Genomic DNA, 24,037 nt, shown 5'->3' with positions numbered 1-24,037 from the left:
TTTCCCTATGCGTTATCTATGCTTTCCATAACAAGCACCCAATCTTGAAAGATCGGGAGACGCGATAAAGACCATTCTCCGTCTTCTGGCCTAACAATGCCACAGTCAATCTCATCGCCGCTTATAGGATTAAAAAGAAATACTTTATAAGAAACCCCTTTTTCTAAATTTTTTATCTTAAACACAGGATAGAAAAAAGGTAAGTAAATAATCCGAACTTTTTGCGGTATCCCTGCAATATAAGGATAATAATTATGTTCTCGTTTTTCTTCGGATACATTGACTTCTATCCACTCGGGATGTGGCTCAAATAACCACCATTTGTACCTCTCTAAAAGTTTTTTTGAAAGTGCCAATTGATAAGAACCAGGCAGCTTATATGCCTCCTCCCACGGAGTATCTCCCCAGCTCATACCATGTGGACTGGGACCAAATGGTTTCTCTTTGGTATTTACCTGCCAGATGCCGTTCGCGCCATATGTATGCCCGGCAGCACCATTTAATACACAAGCCCAAAACATCAACCTTTGAACTTGCTCTTTACACTGACCACCTATCCCTTCGTAAGCAACCTCTCCATCTATCACAGGCATAACCGGTTCCGCTTGATAAGACTGATGAATCCTGAATACCGTATTCCCTATGGAGTCGTCGCTATGACCAGTCTGTAACATATCAAAATCGAATACATCGGCAAAACCAGGTACCTCTCTGGTATAGCTGCCCGGATGAACTGTTATAGGATTATGATACGGGTCTACCTCTCGCAAATATGTCCCTATCTCTTTCCACCCCAGCCTCTGCGCTTCCCTATCTCTTTTTTGATCCGTAGACAGATAATAAGGCATATCATATTCACCTGCCAAACACCATACTACAGGATAGGCACCGTATCTTGCCACAAGATTTCTCCAGTGTTTTTTTATCTTTTCAATCCCCATAAAATTAAGAAAGTAACCCCAGCAACCTACAATACATGGAACCAATCCTAAATCTATAAGATAATTGATCCTTTCATCCGCTTTATCAAAATACGCTGGATTAATACGTTCATATCCTTCTTCCCATGGAAAGCCAGCCTCATTAGCTCCTCTTTCATCAAATGGTTTCATATCAGGGTATAAGCCGGCAACTATCTGTATAACAGAAAAACCTTTATCTATCCTATCTAATGCTAGTGTCTGAAAATCTTTTGGCCATTTCAATCTTTTACACAATCCCATCCACCACGTATCTGCCAACCAGAAGAAAGGCATACCATCAATATGCTCAAGATGCCTTTTGCCATCCGATACACGCAAAGGCCCATGCTTTAGCAAAGGATTATCCCCACTATAAACCGATATCTCAATATCACCCTCTTTGCCATGTAAATCTGTGTTAGAAACATCCGAGCATACGGTACAGAAATGGTGACGACCTGTTTTTGGTGATGAATAGCGTATACACCATTTCTGCCCACCTGCCCAAAAAGCCGGTATTACCCTTTCTTGTCCATCCGGATCGGTTACAACTGCCGATAACTCTACTTCATTGAATGGATCCTTATATTTTTTATTTGAAACATAAAACCATTCGACCATGCAATTTTGTTCAGCATATGACATCATGAAGACCTCCTTTACAAATCTCTTTAAATGAATTTAATATTATCCTTTATCCATACAAGCTGTATTTTAAATATCTATAAAATCTTCATCAACGAAATTGCCGTTGAATCTGACTTTTTTATTTCCCGGAAATACTATATGCGCGGTACTACCTTCGGGTATTTCGACAGATATATCGAGGTAATCGCCCCTATCTCTATAGCTTACATCCACTCTGCCCCTCGGAGTGGGCACAGAGCCCTCGGCCCACTTGAGATCGCATAGCTGCGGCTCGATTAGGATTTTCGAAAACCCTGGCTCTATGGGACGCACACCCAATACATAGGCGCCCAGAAAATACCCCGGAGCCGCCGACCATGCGTGACAATGGCTGCGCGTAAGGCCGCCTTTCCACCACCCTATAAAAGTTTCCCAGCATGTAGTGGCGCCGTAATCGAGCATCGTACCCCAGTTTTGCCTTATATTATCCAGAATCTCGTCCATACGATTCAGCTTGAGCAAAGCTTCGAAATAAAAGAATGACATAAAAGCGCTGCCTATCTTGACGAAATGTTCCGGCGGGTCGAACATATATTTTTCTATTATCTGTTTTCTATCACCTTCGGCGCAGTCGCATAGATACACTATGGCATTGGTTTGCTGGCTTATCACCTTGGAACGCTGTCCATCGGCATGGATGCTGTCTATATAAGCCTTCTCGTCTTCCGACCACAGGAATCGATTTATGGCATCCTTAAGGTGGTCTGCAAATCGCACAAACATAGCGCTGTCATTTCCTTTACCCAGTTGATCTGCCAGATAAGCGGTGTCCTTCAAGGCTTTTACCAGTAATGCATTCTGATGCGTAACCACGCCGCTATCCACCGTATCCATAGGAGCCCAGTCCAGCATATTCCACGCCGTTATCTCCAGTAAACCGTCTTTATTGATAAACTTTGTAAAGTTCTTAACTGTTTCAACCAGTGACGGATATATCCCTTCTAAAAAAGCTTTGTCTCCCGTAAAATCATAATACTCGCGACAGGCGTTCATCCAAAACAGCGTCCATGCCGTTAAAACATTCTGCCAGCCACTGGGTATCTGCGATTCGGGCAATGCCGTTCTGTACATGGACTTCGGCACCAGATTGAGACAACGCTTGACTATGTCGTATACTCCAAATGTATAATAATTTATCAAAGCCTCATTGCGGGCATCGCCCACCCAAAAGGTTTGCTCGTAAGCAGGGCAATCTACAAATGTATCTTCCATGCATAAACGCGTGGTATCACGTGATATTTCCCATATTCGATTGAGCAAGTAGTCCGAGCTCCTAAATTGGCCAACCTCTGCAACAGGATAAGTGCTTAAATAGGTTTTTATACCATAGATTTTAATAGGGCTCTTTAGGTCCCTTACTGTTAGCATAATATATCTGAAGCCATGGCGCACAAAGGATCTATATCGTTGCCTGCCATCGGCAGTTATATAGCGCATGGTATTGTTAAGTCCTGTAGTATTCTCTATAATGCCATCGTGCATACTCTCGAACATATAAAAATCCAGAACTGCCCCAGCAGGAGCATCTATATCGAAAGCTATAAAACCGGATAACTCACGGCCAAAATCTATAATCAATTCCGTATCACCGATTTCAAACGGTTTTATTATAGTACAGTTATCATTGGCTATAACCATGTTGTGATATTCGTAAGGTACATCGTATTCAGCTATGGTATTCTTTACAGTGGACAATGTATATACATTATCTACGCACATATGCTCAGACAATACAGGATTTATCCATCGACTATAAGGCGTCAGCGCACTTTCGTCTTTTATTTCCCATATCGCATGATACTCCGGGGTTTCGCTCAAGGTATCATCTTGCGGATAACCTATCTTCAATACGGTCTTGTTATCAAACGGGCCGATAGTCGCAAATTCGTCCCCCTCACCATTCAAAGGAGCTCTGAATGTTATATTTTCCTCGAAATCAAAGGCCATATGTACGAACATCTCATGATATGCGCCGCTGGTATTCATTATAAAGAGATTGTCGCCGGCCTGTAAACGCACATTAACCTCGCCGGTTTCATTTAAATGATATATTTCATCGTTTATCCGGAAATCACCGCAAACGCTGACCCATTTGCCAAATGGAAATATCATGCGCCCCTCCATAGCTTTGGGAGACCATATTACGGTAGCCAGATACCCCAGATGAGCTTTGGGGTTGGCATCGTATTCCTCTGGAAAAAGACTGGGCCGCAGGTCAATGGATACATGCTGCTTAACCGGCATGACTCCTTTTATTGATGCGATGCGACGTGGATACACAGGTTCTTCGGTCAGATATGGTATATCCCTTTCAACCAACTTGGTCCAAGGTTCCATGCCAACCCGGCCTATTGATTTCGCATAGCTCCAATTGCTGTCATCAAAATCCATCGATGCCCAGCCGTTATCAAACTTACCGGCATCGTATATCTCGGCCCATGCTTGCTGGCAGCTTATGCGCACCGATTCCCTTTTATAGCCGGCATGAGGTACTGTTCGCCACTCATCATCGGTACAAATGCTGCCGCTCAACTGTCCATTTTTACAAAAATCCAGTTGGGCTAAAAGGCCACCGCGGCCTTCTATGTACTGGAATGTGCCCACACCGTAATGAGTGACCAGTACAGCTATAACATTGACGCCCGGTTTTAGATAATCCTTTACGGAGTATGAATCAAAGGATTGCTCGAAAGGCCAGCTGCGTACCGGACCGAAACCCAGCCTTTGGCCGTTTACATAGACCACATGCCTGGAATCCGCTGTAATATGCAGTACAGCATCATCTATATCCACCGGAGCTTCAAAACAGCGCCTAAAACACACCCAATAGTTTCTTGGGTGTAAACCGCTATCGTCCCATATCCATTCCGCTTTCCATTCCATACAACATTCCACCTTTCATTATTCTTCTCCTAATTTTATAGCCTGGCTTATCTTTATCCTGGCCAATATGCGACCTAGCACCACAAGTCCTACCACAAACATTATTCCTATCATAATATAAATCTTCATTCTATCTTCTATCTGAGCTATAACTCTAAAAGGCGGCACCTGAGAATTTATATCATAAGCTACTTGTAGCATGGGAACGAACAATCTGCTCGTAATCCCACCTACAATTATACCAAATATAACAGCTATACCCGATGTTAAAATTTGTTCCCATACCAGCATACTTACCACCTGATATAGCGAAATGCCAACAGCACGCAATACGCCAAATTCAAATGTGCGTTTATGCATAGAAATTATCCAATACAATAAAAAGCCCAAAAACGTTATGATCAATGATACAATAAAGCCTAACGTCATAGTACCGTTCATGCCGAGTTGCATCGGCTCATTTTTTAACTTTATTATCTCCTGATCAGCATCCTTAAGCTCCATTACAGGCAACTTTCTTTCTCTTATTTCATTATATAGCTCAGCGCTACTGGCGCCTGGCTTTAGTTTCAGCCATATTTCATATGGTTCCAATGCCATATTATTTTGCACGTAAGGCAAATTCGCAACTACCAACATAGGCTGATTATCCCTTAATTCTGACCCTCGTTTCATAGATTGATCAAAAGGGTTCCATGTTGGCCAATAATTCACTATACCATATACTACAAAATTGGCCGCATCCGCCCCAGCCCAACTTATATCGATATAATCCCCGGGGTTAATGCTATACTTCTCGCTGAGCGATCTGGATATAAGAACCGCGCTCGGTTCATAAGCAAGTAAATTTAAGTAATCATTTATATGATAGGGTTTTAATAAATCCGAGCGAAACCATATCGTTTGGCCAAATTCATAAGGTTCTACAGCCATCAATTGCACATCATTTATAATTTTCCCCGATGCTTCTACATCTGCCCTTTGTTTTTTAAATACTTTAGCCGCATGTTCCACTCCCGGTAATTGTTGATAGCTTAAAAAAGGTGGTTCGGTATATTGAAGCCTCTCCGGTTCAGCGGACGAACCTGTACCGGAAGAAGTATTACTGCCTGCAGTTACAAACTGGCCCTCCCATACAGTGGTTATGACTATATCCGTTCCTATCTGATAACGAATACGGTCCTCCATATTACGGTTCCACGTTCTTGCGGCATTAGCACTAAATAGTCCGACAGTTATAGTCATTATTAGAAAGATCATAAGAAATTCATATTGCCGCAATGAACGGCTAACTTTTATAAGAACATAATATAGCGATGGTGTCCAAAAACGGCGTCCAATCCTGTATATGCCTTCTATAAGCCAAGGATATATACGCAAAAACAACAATCCTGTTCCCAAGCCGAACAATGTTGATGCAAAAAATAACAGCGGGTTTATTTGGATATCAGTCGGGTCCACGCCGGTAACAGCCAGTATTTGCTGAAACTGGTCAAATAAATAAAGGCCGAATATGCCTATTGCTATAAGTATTATATCGACAAACGAGCTTTGCCACCATGAGCTTCCTATATATCGCGCCTCTTGCTGTTTATAGCTGACTATAGTATCTTTAGTGGCAAAATAAGCCGGTACCACAAAATAAGCCGGTACCAGAAACATAACAATACACCCTACAGCGGCTAACAGCGCATATTGATATGCGGTGCGGCTCAACATCGCCGGTATAGCCTTGCGGTTTACAAATTCCAGAAAACCATTGGATATACCTAAAAGCTTGGTCAACAATAGTCCCAACAATGGCCCGACAGCAAAGCCTACTCCCGCTAATATAATTCCTTCAAATAGATATTGAAACAATATATGTCCTCTGCTGGCACCGCGGCTGCGCAACACGGCTATCTCATCTCTGTCCGCATCTATAATCAAAAATGCAACCATAAATATGTAAAAAATTAACATCAGCAACACGGGTACGTTCAGTATTAAAAGCAATATATTAGCTTGCTTTTCCTGCTCTTGATATTTCAACAAGATATCATTTATAGGTGAACTCACTGTTAAACCGTCATATATATTATTAGCATGCTTTATTATAGAATCATTACGAGACAAAAACGCATTTATATCTTTAGCCATTATCTTTCTATAATCCAAAGCATAATACCAATCGCTGGTTTTAATCAACGGCTTTTTTTGCTCTGCGAAAAAACTTTTGAAGAGATCCATATCCACTATAAGGCTTTGATCGTTGATAGAGGCTGTTCCTAGCCAATAAGGATCATTAGGATCTTTCGCTGTAAAAACGCCAACCGGTTTGATCTTTATCTGCCCCAGTCCTGTATCTTGAGGCATATTCATTAAAAATACCGTGTCCAAAACCGTGTCTAGTTTTTCCAAAACGGTTTCGGTTACCAGTACTTCAAAAACATCATTTACACGTTGTTTATTAGGCATTCGGCCATCTATAAGCTTGATATGTCTATCGAAATCCGATAATGCCTGAATCTTACCAAATCGACTTACATTGGGATCAGCCTTGGTAAGATCAGCTGGCTTCATTTCATAAGGCTGTAAAGCCAAACTTTGAACTGCTGTAATTATCGGAACATTTAAGCGGTTCGGTACATCTTCAGTTATATACCGGTTAAGCCTTTCATAAATATTAGCCTTATCTTTTGCAGGGGTTTCGGTCTTAAAATATAAGCTAAGTTTATAGGCACCTGGATAACTTTCGGATGTTACCTGGTACTCCTCAAGGTCTTTTGTCAGCATTCTCTGCAATACGCCCTCACCATACATAGGTATACTGCTAACCAATGCAATAGATATTATTAGACCGACGAGCAAACATAAAACCAGATATCGGTTGTTGATCATCTTGCGTAAAATCATAACCAACGCAGTCACCAAATCTGCCCCCTTGCTATTTCGTCACAACCTGCTACTACATGTTCCTATAACAGCACATATCAACAATGAAAGGGAAAAAGGGAATTAGAGCGATACCATTAAATGTTCTAACTCCCGGCATTGCCGCAACAGCTATTCTACACTAAAAACTAGGGGACTTAATATAAAACGAGCCAATTATACATGCGGTACCACCCACTGCTTCTAATATTGTAAGCAAAACACTATAATGAGCTTGACCGACTATAATCGGTATAACATGGGTCACAAATAATATTATTAGCTCTATCCCTGTTATAAAAGAAAAATAGCGCCAAAGTTTTTTTCTGACAACTCCTTTTTCATAACAATGAGCACTCACAAATATAAGTATTAGCCACATTATTCCCAAAATAATAAAACAGATTTTATCTATAGCTCCCCAGCTCCATGGGTCAAGAGAACTCGATGATAAAAGAGCCAATATCATATCCCTGAGCATGAACCAATCCAGCAGCCCCAACGCACCTGTGATAATAATCAATGCATATACCAATAAATGCTCCTGCAGGCTTATTTTATTCTCCAAGCAACCATCCTCTTTCATTCTTTTCCTTCCATTCATTAAACACAACATCGAGACTTTCTACTAATATTTGTCGCGTTTCCTCACTATCGACCAGTTTAGTTGTTTTTGCATAGTCTATAAGTTTACTCAGTTTATGCATATAATCCTCATTTGCTTTTTCTTTTAACTCAAGAATTTCCATTTGACTATTTGCTCTTCGTTTTAATTTTGCAATCTTTTTTTCAAATGGCTTTGACCAACTTTGCGGCACCTTGCCAGTATTTATAATATATTCCATGTCATGGTGCTTAGTACCTACCATCAACTTGGCTGCTGCATTTATCTGCCATATGCTAGCCAGCATGACCAATGTTAAAATAACAACGGTCAGCAAAAGGATAATGATGATCGACATTATATCTCTACTCCTTGAAGCATTAACTGTTCAGCCAAATGGCACGCCACATAATGGTCTTTTTCTATCTCCCTAAACTCCGGTATCTCTTTGGAACATATATCCTGTGCAAAGCGACAACGCGGATGGAAATAACAACCAGGCGGAGGATCAGCAGGGTTTGCTACCTCCCCAGGTAAGATTATCCGCTGCATCTTAACATGCGGATTCGGCCTCGGAATAGCCGATAGCAATGCCTCTGTATAGGGATGCTTAGGATTTCTATAAAGCTCATCGGTTTTAGCGGTTTCCACGATTTTACCTACGTACATAACCGACACGCGATGAGACACATGATGAACCACGCTTAAATCATGAGAGATAAACAAATAACTCAATTTAAATCTCTCTTGGAGATCCAACAATAAGTTTAATATTTGAGCACGTACAGAAACGTCCAGCGCTGAAACAGCCTCATCGCATACAATAAATTTAGGATTAGTAGCCAATGCTCTGGCAATGCCTATTCTTTGCCTTTGACCACCACTGAAAGCATGCGGATAGCGCCGCAAATATTTCCTGTCCAGACCTACGATCTCCATGAGCTCTTCTACGCGGTCTATTAACTGTCTTCTTGTTAACATCTTATTTACGGTCAGCGGCTCTCCTATTATATCCAATATAGTCATCCTTGGATCCAATGAAGAATATGGATCTTGAAATATCATCTGCATATTTTTCCTAAACGGCCTGATATCCCTTTCTTCCATAGTAACCACATCAACCGCTTTATCACCATCGACATTAAAGACAACAGAGCCATCAGTTGGATCTATAGCCCTTAATATGCATCTACCCAATGTAGTTTTACCACAGCCAGACTCTCCCACTAAACCCAGTGTCTCCCCATGACGCACGTACAAATTTACATCATCTACAGCTTTTACATAGCCGGTAGTTCTTTTCCAAAATCCGCTTCTTATTGGAAAGTACTTTTTCAGTGATTTCACTTCCACAATTGTATCATCCATAAACAAAACCAGCCTCCTTTATCCAACGTTTAAATCAATAAAGTATCATTCATTCGGAAAACATCTCACATAGTGTCCGGGTTTTACCTCGGTCATCGGCGGATCCTCGGTATTGCACAACCCTTCCTTAGCATCTTTGCAGCGCGAATAAAATCCACAGCCCTTACCTATATTAAGGGGTATTGGTACCGTGCCCTCAATAACATTCAATTTGCTCCTGGCAGGCCTGCCTATCTCTGGTATAGAGCTTAATAAAGCTTTGGTATATGGGTGCAACGGTTCATCAAATATAGTATTTATATCACATTGTTCTACAATTTTTCCGAGATACATAACCGCTACCTCATCGGCCATCTCTGCAATAACACCCAAGTCGTGAGTGATAAATATTACAGCCATGCCCAATTCATCTTGTAACTCTTTTATCAATTGTAAAACCTGCGCTTGTACAGTCACATCCAGTGCTGTGGTTGGTTCATCAGCTATCAGAATTGACGGACGGCAACATAATGCCATAGCTATCATAGCCCTTTGCCGCATACCTCCCGATAACTGATGCGGGTATTCATCTATTCGTTGTTTTGGATTGGGCATGCCAACACGTCCCAGCATATCCAATGCAATATCTCTCGCTTCCGCTTCATTATCAGTAACGTGTAAGAGCAGTGCCTCCATGATTTGATTACCTATCGTATACATTGGATGAAATGCTTTCATAGGCTCCTGAAATATCATAGCTATTTCGGCACCGCGTATGCTTCTTATTTGAGGACCAAAAGGATCGAGCTTGGCCAAATCAAGCGGCTTATCGCTGCCATCTTTATAAAGCAATACTTCTCCTTCTATTTTGCCCGGTTTAGGTACTATATTGAGGATCGCTTGAGACGTAACACTTTTGCCACATCCGCTTTCGCCGACCAAACCCAATGTTCTGCCCTTTTGTATAGCGAAGTCAATCCCGTCTACGGCCTTCAAGACGCCCTCATCTAAATAAAAATATGTTTTTAGGCCTTTTACTTCCAGCAAAGTATTCTCTAGCATATTCAAGATCTCCCCCTTATTTATAAGGATCCGCGGCATCACGCAATCCATCACCCAAGAAGTTAAACATTAAAACTGTTACCACTATCCATATTATAGGCAGTAAAAGCCACGGCTGATGAGCGATTGTATCAAGCTTCTGCGCATCCTGTAATAGCACGCCCCAACTAACCGCCGGCGGCTGAAGTCCTAATCCAAGGAAGCTCAGCGAGGTTTCCCCTAAAATAGTTGAAGGTATCGACAGCGTCAGTGAGACTATTATATAACTAGCAAAGGATGGTATCATATGCCTGGTTATAATGTACATGTCTCCAGCTCCAGCTAACCTTGCTGCTGTCGTAAAGTCTTCTTCACGCAATGACAACACTTTACCTCTAACCACCCTGGCCAAGCCTGTCCAGCCTATAATAGATGTAATCATAACGATGGCCAAATACATCTTAACCGGCGACCAATTCCTAGGCAGCGCCGCGGCTAATGCCATCCATAACGGGATGGTAGGTATGCATATTATCAGATCTATAATTCTCTGTATAATGGTATCCGTAACACCGCCTATATATCCCGATATGCCACCAAGCAATAAACCCAGAACGAAAGTTATTGCAACACCCACCAAACCGATAGAAAGAGATATCCTTGAACCGTATAGTATGCGCGTATACAGATCCCTGCCGAGCGCGTCCGTACCCAACAGAAACAACGGCCCATCAGATGTAATCAAATGTATATTAGTATTAAATAATCCAAATAGCTTATATTCAACCCCTCTACCAAAAAAGTGAACCGGATATTTTTTGCTCTTATCTATAGTATATACCCTTTGAAATGTTTCAGGGTCCGTATGGCGTTTTATTTCATATACAAAAGGTTTCTGCCAGCCTTCACCTTCCTCATAAAATCTTATAACCTGCGGTGGCGCATTTTTATAATCCGGGAAACGTTGCTCGGGTACTGCTGGCACCAGAAAATCAGCAAATATAGCCCCTAGGTAAAGTATTATAAGCACCGGGGCTGCTATCATAGCTAATTTATGCTTTCTAAACTTCCACCACATCAATTGCCATTGTGAAGCAACGTAATAAGCTTCTTCTTTCTCTGCCTTTTTTTGCTGTTTACCATGATCGTTGAGCTTTGCATTTTCATTTGTAGGAAAGTTTACTGACATGATAATACCGTCCCCCTCTGCTCTATATTAAACATCATCCCTCTTCAGTTACTCCTCCGAACCTTATTCTTGGATCCAACCAAGCTAACAATATATCAGATATGAGAGTACCTATAATAGTTAACGTGCTAGTTATCAATAAAAAACTCCCTGCCAAATACATATCCTGGCTTTGTAAAGCTTTCATCAATACCGGCCCCATCGTCTGCAAATTTAACACTATAGATACCAAAGCCTCACCGGATATAATGCCCGGCAATGTCCAACCTATAGTACTTATTATTGGGTTGATGGCAACACGAATGGGGTACTTGAAAAGTAAACGCCGCTCTGGCACACCTTTGGCACGTGCTGTTATAACATACTGTTTACCTAATTCATCCAACAGCATACCCCTTACGGTTCGAATAAGACCAGCTGTTCCGGATAAACCTATTATTATTACGGGAAGCCACATATGTTTAAGCATATCTATAATCTTGGCCCACCCCCATGGTGCTGTTACGAATTCCGGCGAAAATAAGCCGGTCATAGCTACGCCCGTCTGAGAAAAAACTGCATATATAATAACCAAAGCTATTAAAAAACCTGGTACCGATACGCCGATAAACCCTATAAATGTAAAGATATAATCGCCTATGGAGTATTGATGTGTGGCAGAATATATGCCTATAGGTAAGGCTATCAACCAAGTGAAAATCAACGTCATAAGCGATACGACTATCGTCAACGTTATACGCTCACCAATAACCTCGGTAACCGGCTGATTCCATAAAAGCGATAAACCGAAGTCTCCATGAAAAACGATATTTCCTATCCAGCTAAAATATTGCTGAACTAATGGTTCATCCAAATGATATTGGCTTTTTAACAGCTCAATTTGAGCCTCACTCACATCAGTACCGGCCAACTCCAATTGCTGTATATACATGGTTAAATAATCCCCGGGAGGGAGTTGTATTATAACGAATATTATTATCGATATGGCGATCAGAAGCGGTATCAATTGAAGGACACGACGACCCACATAGTTTAACATCCCATGTTCATCCCTTCTCTAACATATTTTAGTACATCCAGAAGTGGTTCAAGCGTAGAACTTAATTCTGCGCTTGAACCATATTGAATAAATTGCACATTACTTCTTATAGAAGAACTGCTCGCCGCTGAAATTAGCGGCTATAGCAAACCCTTTATCTGATACGTTACCTAGGTTGGCATTAGCCAGGAACGGCTGTTTAACCTTTTCTATATGAACGAAATAATAGATATTATCGTTCATCATCTTCTTTATATTCTCATAAGCCTGACGAGCTCCCTCAGGGGACTCCACGGATATTTTATCGATCTCTGAATAAAATGCTTTGACATCCTCCGGCGGCTCTTCAGGTGCTATAGTCTTTACCACCTTGCCCTCGGCATCCTTAACCTCAGTCCTCTTCTGTTGGCCACGTGTACCCCACCAGTTCCACCATAACGGCGCCCAATAACCTTGCAGCCAATCAGCCATATACCATAATGGGGTATGTGACCATATCATGCTGGCTTGAAGCTCGTTAGCAGCATTCCTTTGACCCCACAAAGTGGAATCTATAGTTTTCATCGTAGTATATATGCCAACGTTCTTCCAATATTCTACAACTAGCTGCGTAAGCGGTATTATATCAGGTGCCGCATTTTGTACTTCAAAGTTTATGGTAAAGCGTTTGCCATCTGGTCCTAAACGGAAACCTTCCGAATCTTTCTTATTTAAGCCCATTTCATCGAGCAATTGATTGGCTTTCTCCGGGCTGTATTCGCTGGGTATTATTGTAGATGGTTCAGCAAAACCATAATATATGGCATCTATTACCTCACTGCGATCTATAGCATAATTGAGAGCCTGCCTAAATCTTTTATCCTGCACGACCTTACGCCAGGTAGGATCATTATATGTTTGATTGAGCCATATATCGGTTGGGGTAACATGCATATTTGCCATATAAGTCTTATAGCCGTTCTTTTCGTTCTCTTTATACATTGATATCTTCGTCATGGCCATGGTCTCTCGTGCAAAATCAACCTCACCGGCTATCTGCTTCATGGTGCTCATCTCTGCATCCTGCACCTGCGTGCTTACCACTTTATCTATATACGGCAATTGATTGCCTTCCGCATCCACCTTAAAGTAATATGGATTTCTTTCGTACGTATATACCTGATTCTGCACGGATGTCAATATCCACGGATAAAGGCCAGGAAAACCTACGGCTTCTTTCCTGGTCACTTCCCAGTTGGTTATATCCTTGAAGCTAAATAGTTGTACCCATGTTTCATATTTTGCTTCTTTCACGAGCTTATCCAATTCTTCTTTGGATGTGTATTTAGGATGAAACTTTTGTAAATAATGCTTGGGTTTAAGGAAATCCGTATACCCACGCCATCCCTGTATAGCCATAACAGCTAGCAAACCACCATATGGTTTATCAAATATATACTTAAACGTATATTGATCCAATACCTCCAATTTTACCGGTGCACCGTCTGGGCTATTGCCAGCCCTTAAATAATTAGGAAATATAGGTGTGAGTTCTTTATTCAGTAGAACATCTTCATATGTGAATTTAACATCATCTGTTGTAACGGGTTGTCCATCAGACCATTTTAATCCTTCGCGAAGGTGAAATGTGAATTCTTTTTGATCGCTGCTTACTTCATAGCTTTCTACAATATTGGGCGTGAATTCCTCGCCGAGTATACCGGGCGTATTGATCAGCGGTTCATTGCACATAACGAACACATCGGCATCCCAATCGGGGGCATACGTTACGGTCCTAAGCGTTCCGCCATATTGCCCTATTTCATAATCCAGCATATCGGTTGGCATCTCGTTCGTTACTTTAGGATTTTTAGGCAAACGCTCTTTCAGCGATGGTAAATTCCCTGCCTTGACCATATCGGCCAGTATGGGTGCTTCCTTAAACTCCGTCGGAGTACCTTGGGTTTGCTCGGGCTTATTTTCGACTTGTTCTTCTTGATCCGTTGTTTGTTCACCGGTCTCAGCAGGCTGTTTCTCGCCTTCAGTCGAGGTACCGCAACCAGCTAAAACAGTAGGTAACAACAAAGCGACAGCTAATAACCATATTACGAATAATCTTAACTTTTTCATTTAAAATCCTCCCCCAAATTTAATTTTTAATTCGTTATGCATGCATACTTGCTGTCAAAATAGAGATGAGAAATATAACTAAAATTCGCCTTAAAGTACACTGTTATCATTTTATGGCCAGCCTATTTTTAACAACATGATAACCCCCTCTCTTTATATTATACACAATCATCGATAAAATCAATTATATATCAACATAATTCCTTCATCAATCGCCATAATTATTTATTTTTAAGCATATATTATTATTATAATTATATAGCTCTTCATAGCTTCATATTTCATCGTTTCTCGTCCACATATGCACAATCATGTTCATTTATACATTAATTACTTGTTCAAATCTAATATTCTTGCACTTATTATCTACTGCATAAAACAACAATTGTACACAAATAAACACTATTCATTCTCGAAGCAAATGATTTTCCCGATAATGTGGTCCAAATATAGGATGTTATGCTACACTTGAACCACATTATACAAACATGAATTATTTCTTATAAAAGAATTGTTCACCGCTGTAATTCGCAGCGATAGCATACCCTTTATCCGATACATTGCCCAATTTGGCATTGGCTATAAAAGGTTGTTTAGCATTTTCAACCAAAGTCAGATTCAGTAAGCTATTATACATTAGTTTTCTAAAGTTTTCATATTCTGCTTTAGCTTCATCTGGCGGCAATACACCCATTTTAGCTATAGAATCGTATATAGCTTTAACTTCTTCCGGCGGCTCCTCAGGCGTTATACTTTTTACTGTTTTTCCACTGGAATCAGTTATATCGACTTTATCTTGCTTACCACCTGTACTATACCAATTCCACCACAAGCGTCCTGAAAAAGCGTAATCTTGTGGAAATCCCACTACATTATACCATAAACAGGCAGATGTCCACATCACCGATGCTTGAAGTTCGTTAGCAGCATTTCTCTGGCTCCATAAAGTATTATCTATCGTCTTCATAGTACTATATATGCCGACATTCTTCCAAAATTCTACCACCAATTGTGTGGCTGGTATAATGTCGGGAGCTAGATTAGCCACTTCAAAATTTATGGTAAAACGTTTGCCGTCTGGTCCCAAACGGAAACCTTCTGAATCTTTCTTATTCATACCCATTTCGTCAAGCAATTGGTTGGCTTTCTCTGGATCGTATTCGCTGGCTACGAGGGTAGGTAATTCGGCAAATCCATAATAAACCGCATCTATTATCTCATTACGATCTATAGCATAGTTAAGAGCCTGCCTGAATCTTTTATCACGTACGACCTTGCGCCATATAGGATCATCATATGTTTGGTTTAGAAAGACCTCGGTTGGTATAACATGCATATTGGCCATATAAGTCTTATAGCCGTTTTTCTCATTCTCTTTATACATCGGCACCTTAGTCATAGCCATAGTCTCACGCGCAAAATCAACCTCACCAGCTATCTGCTTCATAGTACTCATCTCTGCATCCTGTACCTGAGTACTTACCAATTTATCTATATACGGCAACTGATTGCCCTCGGCATCCACTTTAAAGTAATATGGATTTCTTTCATACGTATACACCTGATTTTGCACCGAAACGAGCAACCATGGATAGAGTCCTGGAAAACCTATAGCTTCTTTCCTGGTCAACTCCCAATTGGTTATATCCTTGAAACCGAAAAGTTGTATCCACGTTTCATAACCAGCATCTTTTACGAGCTTATCCAGTTCTTCTTTAGATGTGTATTTGGGATGGAATTTCTGGAGATAATGCTTGGGCTTTAAAAGATCCGTATACCCTCTCCATCCTATTATGGCCAATTGTGCTAAAAATCCTCCATAAGGTTGATCAAAAGAAATCTTAAAAGTATATTGATCCAACACATCCAATTTCATCGGAGTACCATTGGGTTCATTGCCGCTCCTTAACCATGCCGGAAAAGCAGGGGTGAGTTCTTCATTCAATAATACATCTTCATATGCAAATTTTATATCGTCAGTAGTAACCGGTTGTCCATCAGACCATTTTAATCCTTCGCGAAGGTGAAATGTGAATTCTTTTTGATCACTGCTTACTTCATAGCTTTCTACAATATTGGGCGTGAATTCGTCGCCGAGTATGCCGGGCGTATTGATCAAAGGCTCGTTGTCCATTATAAACACATCGGCATCCCAATCGGGGGAATATGCCACAGTTCTAAGTGCCCCACCATATTGCCCTATTTCATAATCCAGCATATCAGCCGGCATCTCGTTTGTCAGCTTGGGGTTCTTAGGCAAACGTTCTTTCAGCGATGGTAAATTCCCTGCCTTAACCATATTGGCCAACATAGGCGCTTCCTTAAACTCGGTTGGAGTACCTTGGGTTTGCTCGGACTTATTTTCGGCCTCTTCTCCTCCTTGGTCCGTCGTTTGTTCAACGGTCTCGGCGGGTTGCTTCTCGTCTTCAGTCGTAGCAGTACCACAACCAACCAATACCATAGACAGCAATAGAGCGAAAGCCAATATCCATACTGTGAATAACCTCAACTTCTTCATTTAAAATCCCCCTGTTTTAGTTTTTTAGCCCGTTATGCATCTACACTTGCTGTCATTATAGAAACATTAGTATAAGCTCATTCCCAAGGCAAACGGCATTCGATCACATCGCTCATGCCATGATAATAAGGATGACCTGTAGACAAGGTGAAATAAGCATCTACAGGTTCATTCTGCCGCGTTAGCTTAACAATGAACTGATTCCAGCCTTGCTTAATCGACACATCGACATAGCTGGCTCCATCGCCACTATAATTAGGCCTGGGTATCCGCTTTTGTTCCACTTCATGTACCTTTATACCGTTAGCCCACAATTCCATAGGACAGTTCGAAGGCACACCGACATGTGCTGTTCGATCATCAGGAGAGTATACATAATGGCACAAATATATGCTGCCGGACTTACCGTTAAAATACGGCTCTACAACCAAAGCATTGTCAATAAAATCGACTACCTGCCATTGTTTTACATCATCGCCATCCGGATTAAAAGCCGCATCTACAGGCGATATCAACCAACGTTTGCACCCCAACAAAACCACAGGTATATCCTCTCCTTGTGGCCTTCCGTTTATCTCTATGTGGATACTGCCGCGATTGGATTGTTCTATAAGCCTTACATCGTCCGCCGTTATATGCCATATGGCCTCGCTTTTCCCTCTAGACGGTATATTTACGCTCTTTGTACAAGCAGGACCACAAGCCCACCCCTTTGGCATATTTATAGTTACGACAGCCGTCAGATCCATAGGCCGCGGATTCTCTAATGTAAGCTTTATCCCTTTTGATTCCCCCGCTTTTATCACAGGCTGATCGATATAATCGATGGATGCTTTAATAGTTGTAATATCAAAATCCACCTGCATAGGTGATAACGACCACAGCTCTCTTACTTCATCCGGTGCATAAAGCGCTCCAGTATCCACATGTTGTAGATCGGTAATGCTCTCGTTAACTTCAATCTCAGTCTTATTATAGGCCAACACTTTTTTGCCTATATCGCAGGTACGTTTTGTCAGTTCATCGAGGTTTTTCGGCTCTTCAAGGTTCATTATGCCACCCCATGAGGCGTTTGTGGTGATGGTATCGCTAAGCGGCGCTGACCATTCCTGCGGTATAATCTTTGTACCGTACATTATACCTAGTATAGAACCAAGGGTGGCTCCGGTACAATCAGTATCATAGCCGCAATTTACGGCCTTGCATATGGCATCGGCAAAATCTTCTCCATAAAGCCAACCTATGGTCTGAAAGCCAAGATTGACGGGCGAATATTGTGCTATAGGACTGTAGCACTTATGTAGTACATAGTTTCTGGCTTCTTTCCAATCCATGCCGGATTTATAGGCCTCTATGGCACTGCGTATAGCTAAAGCAGTCTGCGAGCTTGTCGGTATATACGATAGCCCTATATCCAATAGCTTATCGCGATCGTTTACTACGAATGCGGCGGCCTCCACGGCAGCATTGAACATTTCACCATATACCGATTCTCCACCGGCATGGTCCACTATAGCATCTTCATAAGCATATCGCACTGCTATATCCGGACGTCCGGGTGCTATGCACGCCCATATTTCGGAGCGTATAGGACAGCCCATGCAATCCTTAAACCAATTATTATAAAAACCGGATACAGGAGGTAACAGTCCCTGTCGAAGATTTGTTTTATGTAAGCCATATTCATCAAAATTATACTGAACGCAGTCCAACCAGTATTCAGCTAAATCCCTAGCCTTTATTCCCAAGCCTCTCTCTTCCAAGGCCTTTAGCCAGATGAGCTGTATCTCCAGATCATCGTTCGGCATGCCACCTTCTTGAAGCTGAGGATACCACCACACATCGAACATCTCCTCCTGACCATAAGCGCGCTCCAGCGGGGTACCTAATGTCCCGCCGCAGTTCTTGCCCAGCCAGCAGGCATAAACCTTGTCATAATAATCCTTCCAGCTTAATTTTACAGCCCCCATCATATACACCTCTTCCTTAGATTATGAATCAATTATATCACAAACTATATAAATATCAACAATAATATGCTCGAATTTTTGTTTTATTATATGTACTTATTTCATATTGTATCGAGCAAAACCTCAAAATTATACGTTCCTGAACCGATGCGCAATAGCGAATATTTATCTTCTGTTTCGAGGGATAAAACACCTTCCGCCTGCTCTATGGGGATACCGCTCTCTGTTATATGGGCGAAATCTGTAGTCGGAATATAAACTGTTGCTGTCGTATTAGCAGGAATACTTACTTTCCATTCAAAAATATCCTTTCTTCTTCTCCATTCGCTTACGATCTTACCCCGGATAGACTCATATTCCGCCTTTGCAAAGGTAAGATCCCTTATGAGCTGAGGGCGCAAAACGATATGCTTAAAGCCCGGCTCTTCGGCAATGGAATTAATCCCAGCTATGCCTTGATAAAACCAAGCATCAAGTCCACCCTGCATAGGGTGGTTAAGCGACCGAGGACCCCATTTCTCGTCAATATCATGTTCACCCCATGTTTCCCAAAATGTAGTAGCACCCAGCGAGAAAAGATGACCGATACTGGGGTATGTTGTCTGATGAAGAATAGTTTGCACAATGTCTCCATAACCATAAAATCCAAGGGCCCAATAGAGATGCCTTGAGCCTGTGATACCGGTAGAATGATGTCCTGAGTGTTTGTCCAATACATCGCGCGCAAGGCTTGCTGCGACCGCTTCCTCATAACCATAATAACCCAATCCACATGTATACGCACGCGCCTTACTGACATCATAATCCAATCGAAACTTCTTCCTGAAAAGAGGCGCAGTTTGACTAAAAGAAAGATCGGCAGCAATCCATTTTGATGCCCATTCATGAGCGTATAATATACCCATCTCCCAAAATACCGGCTCGCTCCACTCTGATAAATTCCCATCAGAATCCCATACGCGCACTTTCCAGAAACAGCGCTGATAAGACTTCAGCGCCTTACCTTCATAAGCTATATGAATGGATTCATCCGAAGCGATCTTACCGCTATTCCACAGGTCACCGATATCTTCGCCAAGCAATTCCAAATTAGTGGCGACCAGTATCTGATACGCGGTCTGCGCTTGTTTGCGAGCATGCGATTCCAAAACCCAGCTAAGGCAAGGGCTCGAAACATCAATTCCAAGCGGATTTACCGCATATTCACACTTTAAATCAACGGGCATGATTTTTGCAGCCATTGCAGCAATACCATCTCCTATTTAATGTATTCTTCCCATTTTACATGGGACTCCATATTGCCGGGCGGCACAAACCGTCCATTTACCCCTTTGGGCAGTCGTATGAAGCACTGTAATATATCATCTTGCCGCTCCCACTCCACATGAACAACACCGTAAGGGGTAGGCACTTCACCTCGTGCATAGTCCAAATCCAACACATGCGGGCTAACCAATACTTCCTTAAAACCCGGCTTCAGGGGTTTTACGCCCAATATCTCGGCCAAAAACTCATATATTGGTGCAGTTGACCATGCATGACAAAAGCTACGGGCAAGATATGGCTCTTCTGGCCATGTGGTAAGATCCGATTGCATCATCTCATACCAAATATCCAACAACCGCCCCGCCACATCATAAGCGCCGGCCTTGCTCAACGCTCTGAAAACATAAAACCTACCATATAAAGTAGCTTTAGCCATGCGTTTATCTCGTCCCAGTTTATTTGCCATCTGCTCAACTTGGGTATCCGAAGCAGCTCCGGCCAGTATAGCCCATGCGTTACCCAGCTCGCTGAATTCATCATAGCCCGGCCGATCACGGAATAAACCGTACTGCTCGCTCCAACATGTACGCTGCACTGATTCTATGATAGTGTTATATGTATCGGTGAATTGCTGAGCATCTTGTGGGCGGCCAAATGCCTCCATCATACGAATTGCCGAGAGCAAAGCCGCGGCATATTGAAGGCTGATGACAGCGGTTACACCGCCTTGCGCTCCTGGAGGACAGCCATTGGGCGAATCCCATTCCTTTACCCAATCCACTACCTCCCAATAAGGCAGCTTCTCCAGAAGATATTCTCTGTTTAAGTAGCTTTCGAACCAGTGCAGCACCGATGCCACACCGTCCAGGCATTGCACAACAGTATCCTCATCCCCGGTATGCATCCAATAATCGCTCACCATTATGACCCATAACAGTGACCACGACGGTATTATCTGCGGCACACGGCTCGGGTATCGACTCATAGTTATACCCTCATAATTGCGCGACCAATTGAAATGCAATATAGCTTGTTTAGATAATCTCCAATCACCAGATACATAGCCCGCAATCAGTGAGACCACCTGGCTATCACTGGCATATTGCATCTGTTCATAATACGGACAGTCCTCAAATGTTTCATGGCTGCACAAGCGTATGGTACGCAACGACATATCCCATATCTTTTTATGCCTAGGGTCTGATGACTCGAAATATGCTAATTCTTCAAATGGATATGCTATAAAGCGATAGCATATGTTCTTAAGCACAAGCGATTTATCGGTTGTCGCTATATCAACTTTTACGTATCTGAAGGTACGCCACAACATTGGTTCATAAGAGATTGTATCCCCAGAACAGTGCAGCGTATCATGCACGCCTTCTATATAGCCTTTGTCGGGTATGTGATATGGACTCTTGCGCTCATTTTCGTACCATGCTTCAGAATAGGTAAGGCGTACTGTAGCGCCAGCTCCTTTCTCTAACTCCACTATCGGGAAACCAGTAGCGAGGCTACCGGCATCCAGTACAAAGCTAACTGTAGTATTCGCAGGTATTACCATCGGGTCAAAACCGGTTAAAAATGCTCGGTCATCAAAATCTATCCTTTGTCTCTGATATATTGCTGAAAACCATTCTTTGCTTTCCTCCATCATAGGTATCATACGCGGTATTAACCTATATGGCAAAGGATTATCGGTTACTGTATCCGGTCGTACTCCGTGAGATAATACAAAAGGCCGTTGCCATGCCCTGTCGTCGAAATCCACAGCCTGCCAACCCCACGGATAAACACATCCATCCAGATCCTCGCTCATACCTGTGATTGTACCGTCAGGATGATGTCCATAAGCTATATCATCCATAACTTTCCATTTTTCGTCGGTATATAGTTCCTCTATTATGCGACCGTCACCATTCGCAAGACAACCATCTAATATAAAGGCCGATGTGACAGACATAACGCTATTGGGTCCTCCAAAGCCCCCATAAGTCGGCCAAGCATCGGCAAAACTTACAACCACTGCAGACAGCACATTTTGGCCGGTCTGCAGCCAGCCATCTAATACCACGGTATCATAAAATTGGTGGGCTATGTCGCCCTTGGCTGGTCCTCTAGCTACCAAACGGCCGTTAAGATACAATATATATCTGCTATCGGCCGAAACATGCACTGTCAAATGCAATCCATGAGCTGGTACATCAAAAGAGCGTCTAAAATATGCAGTTTTGTACGGGGTCTTTGTATTTACATTGGTGAAAAAGCCATCTTTTGACCATATCCATTTAGCTTCTCCTTCAAAGGGCAATGCTGTTTTCCTCCTTCTGTTAAGCTACCTTATTGGGTTGAGAGCCAGATTACAACGATAGCATTATCATATAAGCAATATTCGGCAGAAAACCGAAAAAAACCTTCTTTTATTTTACGATTTACCGACTACCATCCAAAAAGGTCCCAGCTACCGTTAGCATGTGGATCGGATGACGATCGAACTATGAGGTTACTAGGCAATATTTCAATGTGCGATGATGTATTTGGATTTTTTATATGCTCAGCCAGCATTTCCATAGCTATGGCTCCCATCCGGTACTTAGGCACATTGATAGTGCTAAGGGGTGGATCTACCAACGATGCTGCCGGTATATTGTCAAAGCCTACCACCGCCATATCTTCCGGTATCCTCAAACCAGATTCCTTTATAGCTTTCATGGCACCTATAGCCATCTGATCGTTGCCGGCGAAAAGCGCTGTGAAATCCCTGCCTTCCATAAGCAATTCTTTCATAGCGTTGTAACCGCTCAAAGGTGAGAAATCGCCTTGTTTTACCAGTCCATCATCAAAAACAATGCCGTTTTCCTCTAGTGCCCGCTTATAACCCCTTCGCCGATCACGAGACATTGGAAATTTATAGTGTCCGGCTATATGAGCTATATGTTTATGCCCCAGTTCTATGAGATGTTTCGTAGCCTCATAACCGGCCTGCTCATTATCCACTACAACAGCGCTGAATTCGGTATCTTTTAAGCCCCTTTCCAAAGAAACGATAGGTATGCCCTTATCCTTTATTACCCTCTGGATTAAATGATTTATATAGGCGCCATGTTCCCTCGCATCAGCACTGGAATCCAATATAATACCTTCTACCCAGCGATTTTCCAGCAGGCGTATATATTGTTTTTCTTTGTCCACATCCTGATTAGAATCACATAATATCAGATTATATCCCAACCGATAAGCACTGTCTTCCATGCCCTTTAAAACTTGAGCAAAAAATATGCTGGTTATATTAGGTATAATAACCCCTACAGCACCGGTACGGCGATTTTTGAGGCTACGGGCTACCGGATTGGTTTGGTAACCCAATTCTTTAATGGCAGCCTCTACCCCCTGTCTCAATTCATCGCTGACGTTCTTGTTCTTGTTTATCACGCTGGATACGGTGGAAATAGACACGCCTGCCAACTTAGCCACATCTTTTATAGTTGCCACTAGTACCGCTCATCTCC

15 protein-coding genes are annotated in these 24,037 nt (G+C 42.2%); all 15 read right to left on the bottom strand.

The features are described 5' to 3' along the window. Nucleotides 1–5: 5 nt before the first annotated feature. Nucleotides 6–1,610: an apiosidase-like domain-containing protein gene (locus tag MAHAU_RS06010; protein ID WP_013780833.1), complete on the bottom strand. Its 1,605-nt coding sequence runs from the start codon at nucleotides 1,608–1,610 to the stop codon at nucleotides 6–8. Nucleotides 1,611–1,676: 66 nt separating this feature from the next. Continuing rightward, on the bottom strand, nucleotides 1,677–4,532 hold the full coding sequence (locus MAHAU_RS06005; RefSeq protein ID WP_013780832.1) for a family 78 glycoside hydrolase catalytic domain: 2,856 nt from the start codon (nucleotides 4,530–4,532) through the stop codon (nucleotides 1,677–1,679). An 18-nt stretch (nucleotides 4,533–4,550) separates the two neighbouring features. Next, nucleotides 4,551–7,442 (bottom strand): ABC transporter permease, encoded by a 2,892-nt coding sequence (locus MAHAU_RS06000; RefSeq protein WP_013780831.1) that lies wholly within the window; start codon nucleotides 7,440–7,442, stop codon nucleotides 4,551–4,553. A 145-nt stretch (nucleotides 7,443–7,587) separates the two neighbouring features. Continuing rightward, nucleotides 7,588–8,031 carry a hypothetical protein gene (locus MAHAU_RS05995; RefSeq protein ID WP_013780830.1) on the bottom strand — a complete coding sequence of 148 codons (444 nt, stop codon included), beginning with the start codon at nucleotides 8,029–8,031 and terminating at the stop codon, nucleotides 7,588–7,590. Continuing rightward, a complete protein-coding gene (locus MAHAU_RS05990; RefSeq protein WP_013780829.1) occupies nucleotides 8,003–8,407 on the bottom strand; it encodes a hypothetical protein in 405 nt (134 codons plus the stop codon). The genes MAHAU_RS05995 and MAHAU_RS05990 overlap by 29 nt, the downstream gene beginning before the upstream one ends. Beyond that, the gene (locus MAHAU_RS05985; RefSeq protein ID WP_013780828.1) at nucleotides 8,407–9,417 is read right to left on the bottom strand and encodes an ABC transporter ATP-binding protein; all 1,011 of its coding nucleotides are present in this window, start codon (nucleotides 9,415–9,417) and stop codon (nucleotides 8,407–8,409) included. Before MAHAU_RS05985 ends, MAHAU_RS05990 begins: the two co-directional genes overlap by 1 nt. A 45-nt stretch (nucleotides 9,418–9,462) precedes the next feature. Beyond that, nucleotides 9,463–10,458: an ABC transporter ATP-binding protein gene (locus MAHAU_RS05980; protein WP_013780827.1), complete on the bottom strand. Its 996-nt coding sequence runs from the start codon at nucleotides 10,456–10,458 to the stop codon at nucleotides 9,463–9,465. A gap of 16 nt (nucleotides 10,459–10,474) precedes the next feature. Beyond that, nucleotides 10,475–11,626, bottom strand: a complete 1,152-nt coding sequence (locus MAHAU_RS05975) for an ABC transporter permease (RefSeq protein ID WP_013780826.1) — start codon at nucleotides 11,624–11,626, stop codon at nucleotides 10,475–10,477. Nucleotides 11,627–11,660: 34 nt separating this feature from the next. After that, the gene (locus MAHAU_RS05970; RefSeq protein ID WP_013780825.1) at nucleotides 11,661–12,665 is read right to left on the bottom strand and encodes an ABC transporter permease; all 1,005 of its coding nucleotides are present in this window, start codon (nucleotides 12,663–12,665) and stop codon (nucleotides 11,661–11,663) included. Nucleotides 12,666–12,764: 99 nt separating this feature from the next. Next, nucleotides 12,765–14,774: an ABC transporter substrate-binding protein gene (locus tag MAHAU_RS05965; protein ID WP_013780824.1), complete on the bottom strand. Its 2,010-nt coding sequence runs from the start codon at nucleotides 14,772–14,774 to the stop codon at nucleotides 12,765–12,767. A 493-nt stretch (nucleotides 14,775–15,267) separates the two neighbouring features. Continuing rightward, a complete protein-coding gene (locus MAHAU_RS14980) occupies nucleotides 15,268–17,292 on the bottom strand; it encodes an ABC transporter substrate-binding protein (RefSeq protein ID WP_013780823.1) in 2,025 nt (674 codons plus the stop codon). Between the two features lie 77 nt (nucleotides 17,293–17,369). Further along, nucleotides 17,370–19,265 (bottom strand): ADP-ribosylglycohydrolase family protein, encoded by a 1,896-nt coding sequence (locus MAHAU_RS14975; RefSeq protein ID WP_083809849.1) that lies wholly within the window; start codon nucleotides 19,263–19,265, stop codon nucleotides 17,370–17,372. 98 nt (nucleotides 19,266–19,363) lie between these two features. After that, on the bottom strand, nucleotides 19,364–20,503 hold the full coding sequence (locus MAHAU_RS05950) for a glycoside hydrolase family 78 protein (protein WP_013780821.1): 1,140 nt from the start codon (nucleotides 20,501–20,503) through the stop codon (nucleotides 19,364–19,366). Nucleotides 20,504–20,520: 17 nt separating this feature from the next. Beyond that, complete coding sequence (locus MAHAU_RS05945) at nucleotides 20,521–22,839, bottom strand: alpha-L-rhamnosidase-related protein (protein ID WP_013780820.1); 2,319 nt, start codon at nucleotides 22,837–22,839, stop codon at nucleotides 20,521–20,523. A gap of 128 nt (nucleotides 22,840–22,967) precedes the next feature. Further along, nucleotides 22,968–24,020, bottom strand: a complete 1,053-nt coding sequence (locus MAHAU_RS05940) for a LacI family DNA-binding transcriptional regulator (RefSeq protein WP_013780819.1) — start codon at nucleotides 24,018–24,020, stop codon at nucleotides 22,968–22,970. Nucleotides 24,021–24,037 lie beyond the last annotated feature (17 nt).

The sequence above is a fragment of the Mahella australiensis 50-1 BON genome (assembly GCF_000213255.1).
Taxonomy (GTDB): Bacteria; Bacillota; Clostridia; order Mahellales; family Mahellaceae; genus Mahella; species Mahella australiensis.
Note: the sequence above shows the minus strand (reverse complement) of the source record. Positions and strands in the feature narration are given on the sequence as shown.